Consider the following 16,184-nt stretch of genomic DNA (forward strand, 5'->3'; position numbering starts at 1 on the left):
CTCCACGAAGAAGTGAAAGGCACTCCCATGAACAAGCGTCTCCGGCGCGGGCTCAGCGCCCTCGCCATCGGCGTCACCGCCGCGATCGCCCTCGCCGCGTGCGCCTCCGGCGGCTCCGGCTCCGGCGGATCGGCCGACGACATCGACAAGGCCCTGAAGGACGGTGGCACCCTGACCTACTGGTCGTGGACCCCGTCGGCGAAGGCCCAGGTCGCCGCGTTCGAGAAGCAGTACCCCAAGGTGAAGGTCAAGCTCGTCAACGCCGGCACCGGTGCCGACCAGTACACGAAGCTGCAGAACACGATCAAGGCCGGCTCGGGCGCCCCCGACGTCGCCCAGGTCGAGTACTACGCCCTGCCGCAGTTCGCCCTGTCCGAGTCGCTGCTCGACCTGTCGAGCTACGGCTTCGACTCGCTCGAGAAGGACTTCGCGAAGAGCACCTGGAGCTCGGTGTCGATCGACGGCAAGGTCTACGGCCTGCCGCAGGACTCCGGCCCCATGGCGCTGTTCTACAACAAGAAGGTCTTCGACAAGCACGACATCGCCGTGCCGAAGACGTGGGACGAGTACGTCACCGCGGCCAAGAAGCTGCACGAGGCGGACCCGAAGGCCTACATCGCGGCGGACTCCGGCGACGCCGGCTTCACCACGAGCATGATCGCCCAGGCCGGTGGCACCCCCTTCACCACCGACGGTGACAAGGTGACCATCAACCTGCAGGACGAGGGCACCAAGAAGTGGACGAGCACCTGGAACGAGCTCGTCGAGCAGGGCCTGCTGTCGAAGACGGTCGGCTGGACCGACGACTGGTACAAGCAGCTCGGCAACGGTGAGATCGCCACGATGATCACCGGCGCCTGGATGCCCGGCAACCTGGAGTCCGGCGTCGCCCAGGCCTCGGGTGACTGGCGCGTCGCCCCGATGCCGACCTACGACGGTGGCACCGCCCAGACCGCGAACAACGGCGGCAGCGCCCAGGTCGTCATGAAGCAGTCGAAGAACCCGGCCCTCGCCGCGGGCTTCCTCAAGTGGCTGAACTCCTCGAAGGAGTCCACGAAGGTCTTCATGGAGTCCGGCGGCTTCCCGTCGACCACCGCTGACCTCGACTCGTCGGCGTTCCTCGACGAGAAGCCGGAGTACTTCGGCGGTCAGCAGATCAACAAGGTGCTCGTCGACGCGTCGAAGTCCTCGGACAACGACTTCACCTACCTGCCCTACCAGGTGTACGCGAACAGCGTCTACGCCGACACCGTCGGTCAGGCGTACGAGAACGGCACCTCGCTCAACGCCGGCCTCGAGGCCTGGCAGAAGGCCCTCGCCAAGTACGGCAAGGACCAGGGCTTCACGGTCTCGTCGAAGTAGTTCGACAGCATCCCCGCGGGGCCGTGCGGACACGTCCGCACGGCCCCGCTCCACGCCCGGCCCGGCTCCACGTCCGGCCCGGCTCGACGCCCGGCCCGGCCGGCAACGAAAGAACCACACCATGCGCTTCGCCATCGGCGACACCGACTTCCTGCTCGACGGCGAGCCGCACCGGGTCCTCTCCGGCGCGATCCACTACTTCCGCGTGCACCCCGACCTGTGGGCCGACCGGATCCGCAAGGCGAAGCTGATGGGCCTCAACACCATCGAGACCTACGTCGCCTGGAACGCGCACGCGCCGTCGCCCGGGGTCTTCGACCTGTCGGGTGGCCTGGACCTCGGCCGCTTCCTCGACCTCGTCGCCGCCGAGGGCATGCACGCCATCGTCCGCCCCGGCCCCTACATCTGTGCCGAGTGGACGAACGGCGGTCTGCCGTACTGGTTGTTCGCCGACGGCTCCGTGGGCGTCCGGCGCAACGAGCCCGGTTTCCTCGCAGCGGTCGAGACGTACCTGCAGCACCTGGCCCCCGTGCTGGTCCCGCGGCAGATCGACCAGGGCGGGCCCATCGTCCTGGTGCAGGTCGAGAACGAGTACGGCGCCTACGGCTCCGACTCCGAGTACCTGCGCGCACTCGAGCAGATGCACCGCGACATCGGGCTGACCGTCCCCTTCACGAGCGTCGACCAGCCGATGGGCACGATGCTCGAGGACGGCTCCCTGCCCTCGCTGCACAAGACCGGTTCGTTCGGCTCACGCTCCGCCGCCCGGCTCGAGCGCCTGCGGCAGGCACAGCCCACCGGGCCCCTGATGTGCTCGGAGTTCTGGGACGGCTGGTTCGACAGCTGGGGCGAGCACCACCACACCACGCCGGCGTCCGCCAGTGCCGAGGACCTCGACGTCCTGCTCGCGGCCGGCGGCTCGGTGAACATCTACATGTTCCACGGCGGCACGAACTTCGGCTTCACGAACGGCGCGAACGACAAGGGCGTCTACCGCCCGATCGCGACGTCGTACGACTACGACGCCCCGCTCGACGAGGCCGGCCGACCGACGGAGAAGTTCCACGCCTTCCGCTCGGTGATCGCGCGCTACGCGCCCGTCCCGCCGCTGCCCGCGACGATGGAGCGTGGTGGATCGGGTCGCCTCGGTCCCGTGGCCGCGTCCGGCGACGGCCTGGAGGCCCGGATCACCCCCGCCACGGACCTCGCCGTCCGTCTGGACCGCGTCGCGTCGCTCCGTTCCCTGCTGCCCACGCTCACGGCGTGGTCCGCGCACGACGAGCCGCCGACCTTCGACGCCCTCGGAGCCGCGAGCGGCTTCGTCGCCTACCGCGCCGAGGTCGACCTGCCCGCCGGAGGGGTGCTGACCGTCGGTACCGAGGTGCGCGACCGAGCGATCGTGTCCGCCGACGGTGTCGTGGTCGGGGTCCTGGAGCGCGAGCACCACGACCGCGCCATCGCCCTGCCGCCGGTGACCGGCACGCTCGAGCTCCTCGTCGAGGACCAGGGCCGCGTCGACTACGGCATCCGCATCGGCGAGCCGAAGGGCCTGATCGGCGGCGTCTCGATCGACGGCGTCCCGGTCGCCCGGTGGACGGCGTCACCGCTCGCCCTCGACCCCATCGCACCGGCCGCCGTGACCGCGCTGTCCGAGGTCGCTCCGACCGGCGGCGAGGTGCTCGCCGGGCCGACGTTCGCAGCTGGCTCGTTCGACCTCGACACCGTGGACGACCGGTACCTGTCGCTCGACGGGTTCCGGAAGGGTGTCGCCTGGGTCAACGGGTTCTGCCTCGGTCGGTACTGGTCGCGAGGCCCGCAGCAGACCCTGGCGATCCCGGGGCCGGTGCTCCGCCACGGTCGCAACGAGCTCGTCGTGCTCGAACTGCACGCCGCTGCGTCCCGCACCGCGTGCCTGCTCGTCGAGCCGGACCTGGGTCACACCGAGGCCTAGCCGGGCGCGCAGCCTGGTCGAATCGGGCGTCCCTGGTCGAATCGGGCGTACCTGGTCGAATCGGGCGTACCTGGTCGAACCGGGCGTCCCTGGTCGGAAGTTTCAACCAGGTACGCCCGATTCTGCTTTCCATCGCGGGCGTTGTGGGAAGGATCAGTCGCGGTCGAGAGCGTCCAGGTCGGCGAGGGCGCGCTCGGCATCGGCGATCCGGTCGGCCTCGTGGCGGGTCCACCACTCGGGGCCACGTTCGCCCAGCCCGTGCTTGGCCAGGCCGTTCCGGTGCCGCGCCGCCGCCAGGGCCTCGTCGTCGCCCGCGCGCTTCGCGGTCTTCACGGCGTTGCGCCCGTGTCCCAGGTGGGAGCGGAGCGCGGCGGCGAGTTCCTCGGGCAGGGCGGGGTCGGTGCGGCGCCAGCGTCGGCCGTCCACGACGAAGAAGTGGTCGTCGGGTTCGGCGGTCATGGTCCGAGTCTGCACCGTCGGTGGTGCCGGGTAGACAGGAGCCGATGAGCCACGAACGCGTCCGCCCGATGCTCGACGTCCGACGCATCTACGCCGAGCCGGCCGCCCTCGAACTGCAGCGTGGGCAGGAGATCGTCGGGCGCTGGCCGGACGCCGAGATCGTCCCGGTCGAGTCGCACTGGAACATCCCCGAGGTGCACGGCGACGAACGGAACGTCCAGCGCTGGGTGCGGATCAAGACCGAGGCGCTCGTGCTCGGCGTGAAGAAGTCGCTGGTGACCCGGCCGAACGGTCGCTCCGCCGACTTCATCGCACCGTCCACCGCGAACGGCTGCGCGATGGCGTGCGCCTACTGCTACGTGCCGCGGCGCAAGGGCTACAGCAACCCGGTCACCGTGTTCGCGAACATCGACCAGATCACCAAGCACGTGGCGCGGAACATCGCCAAGCAGGGGCCGAAGACCGAACCAAACCAGTGCGACCCGGAGTCCTGGGTCTACGACATCGGCGAGAACAGCGACTGCTCGGTCGACGCGATGATCAGCGACAACGTCCGCGACCTCTGTGACCTGTTCCGGATGACGCCGACGGCCAAGGCCTCGTTCGCCACGAAGTACGTCAACCGCGACCTGCTCGACTGGGACCCGATGGGCCGGACCCGGATCCGCTTCTCACTGATGCCGCACGAGACCGCGAAGGTCACCGACATCCGTACGAGCCCGATCGCCGAGCGGATCGCCGCGGCGAACGACTTCGTCGACGCCGGCTACGAGGTCCACCTGAACTTCTCACCGGTCATCCTCACGCCGACGTGGGAGTCGGACTGGGCCGAGCTGCTCCGGCAGGTCGACGACGTGCTGTCCCCGGGCGCCAAGGCGCAGCTCGCGGCCGAGGTGATCTTCCTGACCCACAACCAGCCCCTGCACGAGGTCAACCTCGGGTGGCACCCCAAGGCCGAGGACCTGCTGTGGCGTCCGGACCTGCAGGAGCAGAAGGTGTCCCAGAACGGTGCCGTGAACGTGCGCTACCGGTCCGGCATGAAGGGGCAGCTCGTCGAGCGCTTCCGCGAACTCGTGGCCGAGCACCTGCCGTCCTGCCGGATCCGGTACGCCTTCTGACCGGCCCCCGACGGATCAGGGGATGAGGCGGTCGGCCCGGTACCGGGCGAACAGGTCCGCGAAGGCCTGCTCGGTCCGGCGGAACGCCGTGAACCCGGCGTCGCGGCTCTTCCCCATGTCGGTGACGACCTCCATCGCACGACCGAGGTCGGCGTCGGTGTGCCACCACGAGGCGAGCCGGGTGATGTCGGCCTCGGCGAGACCGTGGCGCTCGGCGATGCCGGCCCACTCGGACTCGTACGGCGCCATCTGCTCCTCGAGCGGTCGCGGAGCGTCCTCGTAGCCCACGACGCGCGTTGGGTCGACACCGAGGTGCGCGGCCAGGCGCGGCCACATCCAGCGCCACCGGAAGACGTCACCGTTGACGATGTTGAACGGCTCGTCGGCACCCTCGGGTGACGTCGATGCCCACACCATGTGCTCGGCGAGGATGCCGGCGTCGGTCATGTCCGTCAGGCCGTTCCACTGCGCCTCGCTGCCCGGGAACACGAAGTCCAGGTCGAGTTCCTTCGCCAGCGTGGCCTGGACGGCGAGTGTGAGGCCCATGTTCATGGCGTTGCCGACCGCGTGCCCGATCACGGTGTGCGAGCGGTGCACGGACCAGGTGAACCCCTGGCGCTCGGCTGCGGCGAAGAGCTCGTCCTCTTGCGCGTAGTAGAAGTTCGGGGTGTCGAGGCGCGGTTCCTCCTCGTGGAAGGGGGTGTCAGGCATCTCGCCGGCGGCGTACGCCTCGAACGGGCCGAGGTAGTGCTTCAGGCCGGTGACCAGGGCGACGTGCTCGAGCGGAGCGTGCGACAGCGCCGCGAGCAGGTCGCGGACCATGCCGCCGTTCACGCGGATGTTCTCCGCCTCGGTGTCCTGCCGCTGCCAGGCGGTGAAGAAGACGTGGGTCGGGTGCTCGTCGGCGAGTGCGGCCGCCAGGCTCTCGGGGTCGCGCAGGTCGGCTGCGACGGTCCGGACGCCCTGTTCAGCGAGCGGTCGGCGGGAGAGCGCCGTCACGTCCCAGCCCAGGTCGAGCAGGTGGCGCACCAGGGCGGAACCGGTGATGCCACTGGCTCCGACGACCAGGGCTTCGCGGCGGGCAGAGGTCTGTTCGGTCGATCCGGTTGCAGTCATCCTTCGATGCAACCGACGTTGGACGACACGTGTTCCCTCCCCGCGTCCCGTCGCGCGCTCAGTGTGCACAAAAACGCACCACATGTACCGCTGATCGGTACACTTCTTGCGGAGGCATCAACATGCAACTCGTGAAACCACTCGCCACACTGCTGGGGGCCACGCAGGCCGACGCGCTCCGCGTCCTCGCCCGGACCGATTCCGGCTTGACCGGACGCCAGGTGGCGCGGGTCGCGGGCGCTGCGCAGCACACCGGCATCAAACGCGCGCTCGACAAGCTCGAGGCAGCAGGGCTCGTTCAGGTCGAGCGTGGTCTCCAGCACTCTGCCTACCGGGTCAACCGGGAACACCTGCTCTGGCCAGCGGTGGAACTCGGCCTCGAAGCAGGCGACGAACTCGAACGTCGGATCGGCGCCTACGTCGAGTCGGCGGAGGCCGGGGTCCTCTCGGTCTCGATCTTCGGGTCAGTCGCGCGGGGCACCGCGACGCCGGCGTCCGACCTGGACCTCCTCGTCGTCTTCGAGCAGACCGTCGACACCGACGTCGTCGTCCGCCTCGGTGACCTCGTCCGGCGGTGGACCGGCAACGAGTGCCAGGTCTTCGACGTGACCCGCGCTGATCTCCGTCGGTTCGTGGCCGAGGGAGACCCGCTCGTCGGGTCGTGGCGAGAAGAAGCCCGAACAGTCTTCGGCGAGGAGATCAGGACGTACATCTGATGGGCGCCCGCGTGCGCGCCGTCGACAGGGCCGCAAGGAGAAGACACGGGCGCTGGTGACCGCGCTCGAACGGCTCATCCGAACGGTTCACGAGCACACCTGAAACAGGCGCGCCGCGACCCGGATCACCGCGACCCGGATCACCGCGGACGGCGGATGCGGATCGGGCCCTTGGCGGTCGAGGGGTCGACGACGGACCCGCCCTGGGTGATCTCGACCTCGCCGCGCGCGACCATGCGGCGGGCGGCTCGACGTGCGGGCTCCATCAGCGGTCGCCAGTCGTCCGGGTCGAGTGAGCGTGCGACCTCGGACGGGCAGATGCTCGAGGTCCGCGCCCGTGCCGCGAGCAGTTCGTCGATGCGCTGCTCGAGGGCCCGGTCGGTGTCGTCGAGGCCGTGTCGACGGCAGGCTCCGGAACACCACTTCGCCTCCGGCGCCGCGGAGGACGGCATCCGTCGCCCGCACGAGGCGCAGGTCCGTTCGGCGTGTGCCGACTCCGATGCTGACGCATCGGCTTCCGTCCTGATCGCCCGTCCCATGGCCCCATCCTCGTCCTGCTCGGCGGGGCGGCACACAGCGACCACGCACACGGTCCAGGTGCGCCTGGCAGCATCGGAGCGGTGAACCCCGAGACCGCCCCCGCCCGTCCGTCCGAGCCGGCCTGGGTGCAGCACGTGATGTGGTGGCACGTCTACCCGCTCGGCTTCGTCGGCGCCGAGGTCCGCCCTGCGCCACCGGTGGGGGAGCGTCCGCTCGAACACCGCCTCGACCGCTTGACCGGGTGGCTCGACCACGTCGTCGACCTCGGTCTGAACGGCCTGCTGCTCGGCCCGGTGTTCGCGAGCTCGACCCACGGGTACGACACGGTCGACCACTTCCGTGTCGACCCGCGCCTGGGCGACGACGCCGACTTCGACGCCCTGGTCGCCGCGGCGCACGAGCGGGGCGTGCGGGTGCTGCTGGACGGGGTGTTCAACCACGTCGGCCGTGAGCACCCGGCCTTCACCGCCTTGTCGGACCGGGGCCCGGAGGCGCCGACCGCCGACCTGTTCGCCATCGACTGGTCCGGGTGGCAGCCGGGGCAGCCCGTGCCCGTCGGGCTGTTCGAGGGCCACGACATCCTCGTCGCGCTCGACCACGACAGTCGCGCCACCGAGGACCTCGTGGTTGGGGTGATGACGCACTGGCTGGCCCGCGGCGTCGACGGTTGGCGGCTCGACGCGGCGTACGCGGTGCCGCCGGCGTTCTGGGCGCGGGTGCTGCCGCGGGTGCGGGAGCGGTTCCCGGACGCCTGGTTCAGCGGCGAGGTGATCCACGGCGACGCGGCGGTGATCGCACGCGACTCGACGATGGACTCGCTGACCCAGTACGAGCTGTGGCAGGGGATCTGGCACGGCATCGCGGACCGCAACGGCCACGAGCTCGCGCACGCGATCGAGCGGCACGACGCGCTGCTGGCCACCTTCGCCCCGACGACGTTCGTCGGCAACCACGACGTCACCCGGATCGCGAGCGCGGTGGGGGAGCGGTTCGCCGGGCACGCCGCCGCGGTGCTGTTCACGGTGGCGGGGACCCCGGTGGTCTACGCGGGCGACGAGTACGGCTGGACCGGGGTGAAGGAGGAACGCGAGGGCGGCGACGACGCGGTCCGCCCGGAGTTCCCGGCCGAGGTGCCGGAGCCGACGGACCTGACCCACGCGTACGAGGCGCTCATCGCCCTGCGTCGCCGGAACCCGTGGCTGCACCGCGCACACACCGACGTCGTGCACCTGACCAACACCGCCGTGGTGCTGCGGACCGCGACGGCGGATGCCGCCGTGGTGACCGCCCTGAACCTGTCGGACGAACCCGTCGAGGTGCCCGTGGCCGACGCGACGCAGGTCGAGGCGGGCGGGGCCGATCTCGGGGACGGGACCCTGCGCCTCCCGGCCGGGGGTTGGGCCGTCCTGTCGCGTTCGTGAGCAGAAACGGTCGGGTCCCCATCGAGGACCCGACCGTTTCTGCTCACCAAGCGAACACGCGAACACGCGAACGCGCGAACACGCGCGAACGCTACTTGCGCGCGGAGGCCGCCCGGCGCTTGTTGAACACGTCGAACGCGACGGCGGCGAGCAGCACCAGGCCCTTGATCAGGGACTGGAACTCGGTGCCGACCCCGAGGATCGACATGCCGTTGTTCAGCAGACCGATGATGAGACCACCGACGATGGCTCCCGGCACGGTGCCGATGCCACCGGTGACGGCAGCGCCACCGATGAACACGGCGGCGATGGCGTCGAGCTCGAAGCCGTTGCCCGCGCCCGGTGCCGCCAGGTTGAGCTGGCCGGTGAAGACCACGCCCGCCAGGGCCGAGATGACACCCATGTTGACGAAGAGCAGGAACGTGACGCGCTTCGTCTTCACACCCGACAGCTGCGCGGCCAGGGCGTTGCCACCGATCGCGTAGATGTGGCGGCCGAACACCGCGCTCCGCATGACGACCGAGTAGATCACCACGAGGGCGCCGAGCACGACGAGCACGATCGGGGTGCCGTTGTAGCTGGCGAGCAGGAGCGCCACGTAGATCACGAGCACGGCGCCGAACGCCGTCTTCACGATGAACCAGGCGAACGGCTCGCTCTCGAGCTGGTACTTGCGACGCGTGATGCGACCGCGGAACGCGGCGATCACCATGACGGCCGCGGCGGCGAAGCCGAGGATCATCGTGAGCGGTTCGTACCCGGTGGTGCCGAAGGACGGCAGGAAGCCGGAGCCGAGCGAGCGGAAGCCGGCGGGGAACGGCGAGATCTGCTGGTTCTGCAGGACGATCTGCGCTGCGCCGCGGAACGCGAGCATGCCCGCCAGCGTCACGATGAACGCCGGGATCCCGAAGTAGGCGATCCAGAAGCCCTGCCACGCGCCGACGAGTGCACCGACCACCAGGCAGAGCACGACCGCGATCGGCCACGGGATGTTCCACTGCGTGATCATCACGCCGGCCATGGCACCGGTGAAGGCGACCACCGACCCGACCGACAGGTCGATGTGGCCGGCGATGATGACCATGACCATGCCGATGGCCAGGATGAGGATGTAGCTGTTCTGGACGATCAGGTTCGAGACGTTGATCGGGGCCAGCGTGATGCCGTTCGTGGTCACCTGGAAGAAGATGACGATGACGATCAGCGCGATGAACAGGCCGATCTGTCGGAGCTGCCCGGTGAGGTAGCCGACGGCGGACTTAAGCGCGTTCATTGACAGGGGTCTCCCGTTCCTGGGTCATGTACTGCATGAGGACCTCGGGCGTCGCCTCGGCGCGCGGGACGTCGGCCGTGATGGTGCCCTCGGAGAGGGTGTAGATGCGGTCGCAGATGCCGAGCAGTTCGGGGAGCTCGGAGGAGATCACGATGACCGCCTTCCCCTGGTCGGCGAGCTGGTTGATGATCGTGTAGATCTCGTACTTCGCGCCGACGTCGATGCCACGGGTCGGCTCGTCGAGGATGAGCACGTCGGGGTCGGCGTACATCCACTTCGACAGGACGACCTTCTGCTGGTTCCCGCCGGAGAGCTTCCCGGTCACGACGTCGACGTTCGGCGCCTTGATGTTGAGGCTCTTGAGGAACTGGGTCGCGACGGTGGTCTCCTCCGAGGAGTTGACGAAGCCCCAGTTGGCGAGCTTGCCGAGTGCCGACCCGGAGATGTTCCGCTTGATGTCTTCGATCAGGTTCAGGCCGTACCGCTTGCGGTCCTCGGTGACGTAGGCGATGCCGTTGTCGATCGCCTGCGAGACGGTGTGCGTCTTGATCGGGGTGCCGCGCTTGTAGACGGTGCCGCTGATGCCTGTGCCGTAGGACTGGCCGAAGACGCTCATCGCGAGCTCCGTGCGGCCGGCGCCCATGAGCCCGGCGATGCCGACGACCTCGCCGGCGCGGACGTTGAGGTTGGCCTGGTGGATGATCTCGCGCGACGAGTCGAGCTGGTGGTGGACGGTCCAGTCCTCGATCCGCAGCAGTTCCTCGCCGATGACGGGGTTCTCGCGCTCGGGGTACCGGTTCGACAGGTCGCGGCCGACCATCCCGCGGATGATCCGGTCCTCGGACACGTCGTCGGCCCGCATGTCGAGCGTCTCGATGGTCTTGCCGTCGCGGATGATCGTGACCTTGTCCGCGATCGCCTTGATCTCGTTGAGCTTGTGGCTGATGATGATCGCCGTCATGCCCTCGGCCTGCAGCGAGCGGATGAGCTCGAGCAGGTGCGCGGAGTCGTCGTCGTTCAGCGCGGCGGTGGGCTCGTCGAGGATGAGGAGCTTCACCTCCTTCGAGAGCGCCTTCGCGATCTCGACGAGCTGCTGCTTGCCGACACCGAGGTCGACGACCTTGGTGACGGGATTGTCCTTCAGCCCGACGCGCTTGAGCAGCTCGGCGGCCGTCAGGTTCGTCTTGTTCCAGTCGATGAAGCCGCCCTTGGACTGCTCGTTGCCGAGGAAGATGTTCTCGGCGATCGACAGGAAGGGGCTGAGCGCCAGCTCCTGGTGGATGATGACGACGCCCGCAGCCTCGGAGTCGTTGATGTTCGCGAACCGCACGGGTTCGCCGTCGAGCAGGATCTCGCCGTCGAAGGAGCCGGCCGGGTAGACACCCGACAGCACCTTCATGAGCGTCGACTTGCCCGCGCCGTTCTCGCCGCAGATCGCGTGGACCTGGCCGCGCTCGACCTCGATCGAGACACCCTGCAGGGCCTTGACGCCGGGGAACGTCTTGGTGATGTCCCGCATCTCGAGGATGGTGTCCGCCATGTGGACGCCTTTCCGTCGTGCGCGCGTGCGCGCGCTGGTGGAGACGGACTGGAGGCGCGGTGCGGGCTGGCACCGCGCCTCCGGTCCGTGAGATGGGCCTGACTACTTCAGGTCGGCTTCGGTGTAGTACCCGGAGTCCACGAGGACTTCCTTGTAGTTGTCCTTCGTGACGACCGTCGGCTGGAACAGGAAGGTCGGGACGACCTTGACCTTGTTGTCGTAGCTCTTCGTGTCGTTGACCTCGGGGTCCTTGCCGGTGAGCAGGTCCTCGGCCATGGTGACGGACTGCTTGGCGAGCTTGCGCGTGTCCTTGTAGATCGTCGAGTACTGCTGGCCGGCGATGATCGACTTGACCGAGGCGGCCTCGGCGTCCTGGCCCGTGACCGTCGGGAGCGGACGGTCGCTCGTGCCGTACCCGGCGCCCTGGAGCGCCGAGATGATGCCGATCGAGATGCCGTCGTACGGCGAGAGCACGCCGTCGAGCGTGGTGCCGCCCGAGTAGGACTTCGCGATCAGGTTCTGCATGCGGGCCTTGGCCGTGGCCGGGTCCCACTGCTGCGTCGCGGCCTGGGACAGCTCGTCCTGGCCGGACTGGATCTTCAGCGTGCCGTCCTCGAGGTACGGCTTGAGCGTCTTCATGGCGCCGTTGAAGAAGAACCCGGCGTTGTTGTCGTCGAGCGAGCCGGCGAAGACCTCGATGTTGAAGGGGCCCTTCTCGCCGGTCTTCTTGCCGTCCGCGTCGAGCACACCCAGGCCGGTGAGCAGGCTGTTCGCCTGGTCGACGCCGACCTTCTCGTTGTCGAAGGACACGTAGTAGTCGACGTTCTTGTTGCCCGTGAGCAGGCGGTCGTACGAGATCACCTTGATGCCGGCCTTGGCGGCGGCGTCGAGCTGGTCGGAGAGCGCGCCACCGTCGATCGACGCGATGATCAGGACCTTCGCGCCCTTGGTGATCATGTTGCTGACCTGCTGGGCCTGCTGCTGGACCTTGTTGTCGCCGTACTCGAGGTCGACCTTGTAGCCGGCCTTCTCGAGGTCGCTCTTGACGGCGTTGCCGTCCTTGATCCACCGCTCGGAGACCTTGGTGGGCATGGCGACGCCGACGAGGGCGCCCTTGTTGTCGCCGCTGCCGCCACCATCGGTGGACGCACGGCCGCCGGCCGAGCAAGCGGCCAGCGAGATCGCGATGCCGACGGCTGCGACGCCCGCGATGATCCTGCGCTTCATCATCGAAGTACCTCTGTTCCTTCGCGTCGTCCTCGACGCGGTCGGGTGCCGGGGCTGCTGTGCCCCGTGGGATGCGCTCGTGTGAGCGCTCACATCTTGTGGGTTCCGTGACGGGGTGTCAACTCAACACCGCCGTTTCGTGATCTTGCCGCGGCGGCCGGACCGAGCGGTACGGTTGGCGCGTGAGCACCACGACCGCCCCCGAGGGCAGGGGCGGCAAGCGCCGGAAGGCCCCGACGATCTTCGACGTCGCCGAGCGCGCCGGCGTGTCCCACCAGACCGTCTCCCGCGTGATCAACGGCGATCCGACCGTCCGCGAGCAGTTCCGGACGCAGGTCACCGACGCCGTCACCGAGCTCGGGTACCGGCCCCGCGCCGCCGCCCGGGCGCTCGCCGGTGGGCGGAGCAAGGCGCTCGGCATCATCACCGCCGGCGACGCGCTGTACGGTCCGTCGAGCACCTCGATCGGCTTCGAACGAGCCGCCCGCTCCGCCGGGTACCACGTGCTGCTCTCGACCCTGCCGGAAGAGCCGCGGCCGTCCGACCTGTCCGGGGCGCTCACCACGCTGCTCGCACAGGACGTCGCCGCGATCGTGCTGGTCGCCGCCGACAACCGGGTGCTCGACGCCCTCGCATCGCTCACCGTGCCGGTCACGGTGCCCGTCGTGGTGTCGAACGCGGTGCAACGAGACGCCGTCCGGACCCCGGTCGCGCCGAGCGTCGCCGCCGTCGCCATCGACCAGGCGGCCGGCACCTCGCTCGTCATGCAGCACCTGTTCGACCGCGGACACCGCCGGATCGTGCACATCGCCGGACCGCACGTGTCCCAGGAGTCCGAGGTGCGCCGGGCCACCTACGTGCGGATCATGCAGGACGCCGGGCTCGAACCGGTCGTGCTCGAGGGCGACTGGACCCCGGCGAGCGGCTTCGCGGCCGCCCGGCACATCGACGTGGGGACGGTCGACGCCGTCTTCGCGGGCAACGACCAGATGGCGCTCGGGGTGCTGCACGCCTTCGCCGACGAGGGGCTGCGTGTGCCCGACGACATCGCGGTCGTGGGGTTCGACGACGTCCCCGAGGCCGCGCACTTCACGCCGCCGCTGACCACCGTGCGGCAGGACTTCCGGGCGATGGGAGAGCGGGTGCTCGACACCGTGCGGGCCCTGGTCGAGGGGGAGCCCCGCGACGAGACGCTGCTCGCGCCCGAGCTGGTGGTGCGGCGAAGCACGTAGCGCCCCCTCGCACCGTGCGGCGGTGTGCGGGTGGTGCGAGGTTCTCCCGTGCGCGGGCCCGCGGCGCACGGTGCGGCGTTGTGCGGCCGGTGCGAGGTTGATCGCTCGGTGCGGCGCTACAACCCCGCACCGAGCGGCCAACCCCGCACCGACCGAGCGGCCGCGCACGGTGCGAGGCCGCGCACAACCCCGCACCGGCCGAGGGGCCGCGCACGGTGCGAGGCCGCGGCCAACCCCGCACGGACCGAAGGGCCGCGCACGGTGCGAGACCGTGCACGACCCCGAGCTGACCCGACCGTCAGCCCTTCAACGCCCCGGACGACAGCCCGGCGACGTAGAACCTCTGCAACCCGACGTACAGCGCGATGCACGGGATCATCGCCACCACCGACCCGGCGACGAGGTTGCCGTACGACACCTGCCCGTACGCCCCGGTCTGCAGGTTGAGCAGCGCGACCGGCAGCGTGTACAGCGAGTCCTTCGTCAGGAACGTCAGGGCTCCGAGGAACTCCGTCCACGACGCCAGGAACGCGTAGAGCGCCGCGGTCGCCGCCCCGGGCAGGAGCAGCGGGCGGAGCACCGACACCACGACGCGGAAGCGCGAGGCCCCGTCGACGAAGGCCGAGTCCTCGAGCTCGGTGGGGATCGACTCGAACGCGTTGCGCATCACGAACACCCCGAACGGCAGGTTCACGGTCGTGTAGAACAGCACGAGCCCGAGCAGCGAGTTCGTCAGCCCCATGGCGTTCATCTCGAGGTACAGCGGCGTGAGGATGGCCTGGAACGGCACCATCATCGTCAGCAGCACCAGGCCGAACACGACGCCGGATCCCCGGAACCGGAAGCGGGCGAAGCCGTAGCCGGCCATGGTCGCGATGACCGCGGTCAGCACCGCCGTGGCGATCGACACGATGAGCGAGTTCACGACGCCGGTGAGCAGGTGCGACGACGAGGCGAACACGGCGGCGAAGTTCTGCCACCCGAGCTGGAAGAACGTCGCCGGGTCGGGGGCCTGCGTGATGACGGCCTCGGACTGGAACGCCCGCAGGATCGACCAGATGAGCGGGACGCCGAACACGAGCGCCGAACCGATGCCGGCGATCGCGTACAGGGTGCGCTTCACGGTGGTGTCACGGGGATGCTGGACGCTGCCCTGCTGGTGGCGCCGACGGCGGCCGTCACCCGTGGTGGTCAGGGTCCTGGTGGACAGGTCCGGCGCCGCGAGGGCCGCACGGGAGGTCGTGGTGCTCATGGCGTCAGTCCTTCTCTCGCAGTGCCCAGAACTGGAACACCGTCACGGCGGCGATCACCACGACGAGGGCGATCGACTGGGCGGTCGCCGCTCCGAGCTGCAGGTTCACGAACCCGCGGTTGTAGATCGCGTTGACGATCGTGGTGGTCTCGGTGCCCGGCCCGCCCTGGGTCAGGATGTAGAACTGGTTGAAGGCCAGCAGCGACCCGATCACCGAGATGATGACGCTCAGTGCGACGGTGGAGCGGATCATCGGGAACGTGATGAGGCGTTCGGTCTGCCACCAGGACGCCCCCTCGAGCTGCGCCGACTCGTAGACCTCGTCGGGGACGCCCTGCATCGCCGACATGAGCAGCACCATGGTCAGCCCGGACACCGCCCAGACCACGAGCACGCAGATGAGCAGCGTCGCCAGCGGGCCGTTCACGAGCCACGCGGTGCTGCCGTCGGTGATCCCGAGCCAGCGGAGCACCATGTTGACGGCCCCGGAGTTCGGCTGTGCCTCGAGCACGAGCATGAACGAGAGCGTCGTCAGCCCGACCACGTACGGCAGGAAGAACACCGTCCGCAGGATCGTGCTGCCACGGCGTCGTGCGCGGACGAGCACGGCCAGGAAGTACCCGAGCGCCAGGATCGGCAGGGTCACGATGGCCGTGTACAGCAGCGTGTAGCCGATCGCGTGCACGAACGTCGGGTCCTGGAACAGCGTCAGGTAGTTCTGCAGCCCGATGAACCGGTACGGGCCGATCAGGGGCCAGTTCGTGAACGAGATGTAGAGCGCGAACACGAGCGGCACGAGCACGAAGACGGCGACGAACAGGATCGCCGGGGCGACGAGGACGGCGCCGGTGCGCGGCGGGTGGGTGAGCGAGTTGCGGGTCCGGACGGAGCCGCCACGCCCCGGGCCGCGGCCCACGGTGGGACGGCCCGGGCCGGTCCGGCCGGCGGGGCGCCGGGTGGAGATGGTCGACATGCGT

The 16,184-nt window shown here is 69.4% G+C and carries 14 protein-coding genes; 6 read left to right on the forward strand and 8 right to left on the reverse strand.

Annotation, left to right across the window (positions count from 1 at the left end; all coding sequences use genetic code 11):
- Positions 1-27 precede the first annotated feature (27 nt).
- Both DEJ01_RS10765 and DEJ01_RS10770 read left to right on the forward strand, forming a co-directional pair.
- Entirely contained in the window at positions 28-1,362 is a 1,335-nt protein-coding gene (locus DEJ01_RS10765) for a sugar ABC transporter substrate-binding protein (RefSeq protein ID WP_181438428.1), read from the forward strand.
- Positions 1,363-1,483: 121 nt separating this feature from the next.
- A complete protein-coding gene (locus DEJ01_RS10770) occupies positions 1,484-3,313 on the forward strand; it encodes a beta-galactosidase family protein (RefSeq protein WP_111092964.1) in 1,830 nt (609 codons plus the stop codon).
- A 153-nt stretch (positions 3,314-3,466) separates the two neighbouring features.
- On the opposite strand, the gene DEJ01_RS10775 is transcribed toward DEJ01_RS10770, so the two are convergent.
- Positions 3,467-3,772, reverse strand: coding sequence for a biopolymer transporter Tol (locus DEJ01_RS10775; protein ID WP_111092965.1), 306 nt, complete (start codon positions 3,770-3,772; stop codon positions 3,467-3,469).
- Positions 3,773-3,816: 44 nt separating this feature from the next.
- Here DEJ01_RS10775 and DEJ01_RS10780 point away from each other — a divergent pair, with 44 nt between their 5' ends.
- Entirely contained in the window at positions 3,817-4,890 is a 1,074-nt protein-coding gene (locus tag DEJ01_RS10780) for a spore photoproduct lyase family protein (RefSeq protein WP_111092966.1), read from the forward strand.
- Between the two features lie 15 nt (positions 4,891-4,905).
- Here DEJ01_RS10780 and DEJ01_RS10785 read toward each other — a convergent pair whose 3' ends face one another.
- On the reverse strand, positions 4,906-6,006 hold the full coding sequence (locus DEJ01_RS10785) for an SDR family oxidoreductase (RefSeq protein WP_111038241.1): 1,101 nt from the start codon (positions 6,004-6,006) through the stop codon (positions 4,906-4,908).
- Positions 6,007-6,128: 122 nt separating this feature from the next.
- Here DEJ01_RS10785 and DEJ01_RS10790 point away from each other — a divergent pair, with 122 nt between their 5' ends.
- The gene (locus DEJ01_RS10790; protein WP_111092967.1) at positions 6,129-6,722 is read left to right on the forward strand and encodes a nucleotidyltransferase domain-containing protein; all 594 of its coding nucleotides are present in this window, start codon (positions 6,129-6,131) and stop codon (positions 6,720-6,722) included.
- A gap of 140 nt (positions 6,723-6,862) precedes the next feature.
- Here DEJ01_RS10790 and DEJ01_RS10795 read toward each other — a convergent pair whose 3' ends face one another.
- On the reverse strand, positions 6,863-7,174 hold the full coding sequence (locus DEJ01_RS10795) for a DUF3253 domain-containing protein (protein WP_197068669.1): 312 nt from the start codon (positions 7,172-7,174) through the stop codon (positions 6,863-6,865).
- Between the two features lie 168 nt (positions 7,175-7,342).
- Between DEJ01_RS10795 and DEJ01_RS10800 the strand changes: the two genes are divergently transcribed.
- Positions 7,343-8,683 (forward strand): alpha-amylase family glycosyl hydrolase, encoded by a 1,341-nt coding sequence (locus DEJ01_RS10800; RefSeq protein ID WP_258375684.1) that lies wholly within the window; start codon positions 7,343-7,345, stop codon positions 8,681-8,683.
- Positions 8,684-8,774: 91 nt separating this feature from the next.
- Here the strand turns inward: DEJ01_RS10800 and mmsB are convergent, their stop codons facing one another.
- The 3 genes from mmsB to chvE all read right to left on the reverse strand — a co-directional run bounded on the left by mmsB (position 8,775) and on the right by chvE (position 12,726).
- Positions 8,775-9,956, reverse strand: coding sequence for a multiple monosaccharide ABC transporter permease (gene mmsB, locus DEJ01_RS10805; protein ID WP_027466160.1), 1,182 nt, complete (start codon positions 9,954-9,956; stop codon positions 8,775-8,777).
- A complete protein-coding gene (gene mmsA, locus DEJ01_RS10810; RefSeq protein WP_111092968.1) occupies positions 9,943-11,496 on the reverse strand; it encodes a multiple monosaccharide ABC transporter ATP-binding protein in 1,554 nt (517 codons plus the stop codon). Before mmsA ends, mmsB begins: the two co-directional genes overlap by 14 nt.
- Before the next feature lie 102 nt (positions 11,497-11,598).
- Positions 11,599-12,726, reverse strand: a complete 1,128-nt coding sequence (gene chvE / locus DEJ01_RS10815) for a multiple monosaccharide ABC transporter substrate-binding protein (RefSeq protein WP_111029920.1) — start codon at positions 12,724-12,726, stop codon at positions 11,599-11,601.
- A gap of 179 nt (positions 12,727-12,905) precedes the next feature.
- On the opposite strand from chvE, the gene DEJ01_RS10820 reads away from it, so the two are divergent.
- Complete coding sequence (locus DEJ01_RS10820; protein WP_071404246.1) at positions 12,906-13,955, forward strand: substrate-binding domain-containing protein; 1,050 nt, start codon at positions 12,906-12,908, stop codon at positions 13,953-13,955.
- A 298-nt stretch (positions 13,956-14,253) separates the two neighbouring features.
- Here DEJ01_RS10820 and DEJ01_RS10825 read toward each other — a convergent pair whose 3' ends face one another.
- Positions 14,254-15,207, reverse strand: coding sequence for a carbohydrate ABC transporter permease (locus DEJ01_RS10825; protein WP_052481898.1), 954 nt, complete (start codon positions 15,205-15,207; stop codon positions 14,254-14,256).
- A 4-nt stretch (positions 15,208-15,211) separates the two neighbouring features.
- Positions 15,212-16,180 carry a carbohydrate ABC transporter permease gene (locus tag DEJ01_RS10830; protein ID WP_071247863.1) on the reverse strand — a complete coding sequence of 323 codons (969 nt, stop codon included), beginning with the start codon at positions 16,178-16,180 and terminating at the stop codon, positions 15,212-15,214.
- Positions 16,181-16,184: the final 4 nt, after the last annotated feature.

Origin of the sequence: Curtobacterium sp. MCLR17_040, from assembly GCF_003234735.1 — a bacterium.
In the GTDB taxonomy this organism is placed as follows: domain Bacteria; phylum Actinomycetota; class Actinomycetes; order Actinomycetales; family Microbacteriaceae; genus Curtobacterium; species Curtobacterium flaccumfaciens.

Coding starts and splice junctions, on each gene's coding strand:
- DEJ01_RS10765 (WP_181438428.1), top strand. CDS start 28: ATGAACAAGCGTCTCCGGCGCGGGCTCAGCGCCCTCGCCATCGGCGTC.
- DEJ01_RS10795 (WP_197068669.1), bottom strand. CDS start 7,174: ATGCCGTCCTCCGCGGCGCCGGAGGCGAAGTGGTGTTCCGGAGCCTGC.
- mmsB (WP_027466160.1), bottom strand. CDS start 9,956: ATGAACGCGCTTAAGTCCGCCGTCGGCTACCTCACCGGGCAGCTCCGA.
- DEJ01_RS10785 (WP_111038241.1), bottom strand. CDS start 6,006: ATGACTGCAACCGGATCGACCGAACAGACCTCTGCCCGCCGCGAAGCC.
- DEJ01_RS10825 (WP_052481898.1), bottom strand. CDS start 15,207: ATGAGCACCACGACCTCCCGTGCGGCCCTCGCGGCGCCGGACCTGTCC.
- mmsA (WP_111092968.1), bottom strand. CDS start 11,496: ATGGCGGACACCATCCTCGAGATGCGGGACATCACCAAGACGTTCCCC.
- DEJ01_RS10830 (WP_071247863.1), bottom strand. CDS start 16,180: ATGTCGACCATCTCCACCCGGCGCCCCGCCGGCCGGACCGGCCCGGGC.
- DEJ01_RS10790 (WP_111092967.1), top strand. CDS start 6,129: ATGCAACTCGTGAAACCACTCGCCACACTGCTGGGGGCCACGCAGGCC.
- DEJ01_RS10775 (WP_111092965.1), bottom strand. CDS start 3,772: ATGACCGCCGAACCCGACGACCACTTCTTCGTCGTGGACGGCCGACGC.
- DEJ01_RS10770 (WP_111092964.1), top strand. CDS start 1,484: ATGCGCTTCGCCATCGGCGACACCGACTTCCTGCTCGACGGCGAGCCG.
- DEJ01_RS10780 (WP_111092966.1), top strand. CDS start 3,817: ATGAGCCACGAACGCGTCCGCCCGATGCTCGACGTCCGACGCATCTAC.
- chvE (WP_111029920.1), bottom strand. CDS start 12,726: ATGATGAAGCGCAGGATCATCGCGGGCGTCGCAGCCGTCGGCATCGCG.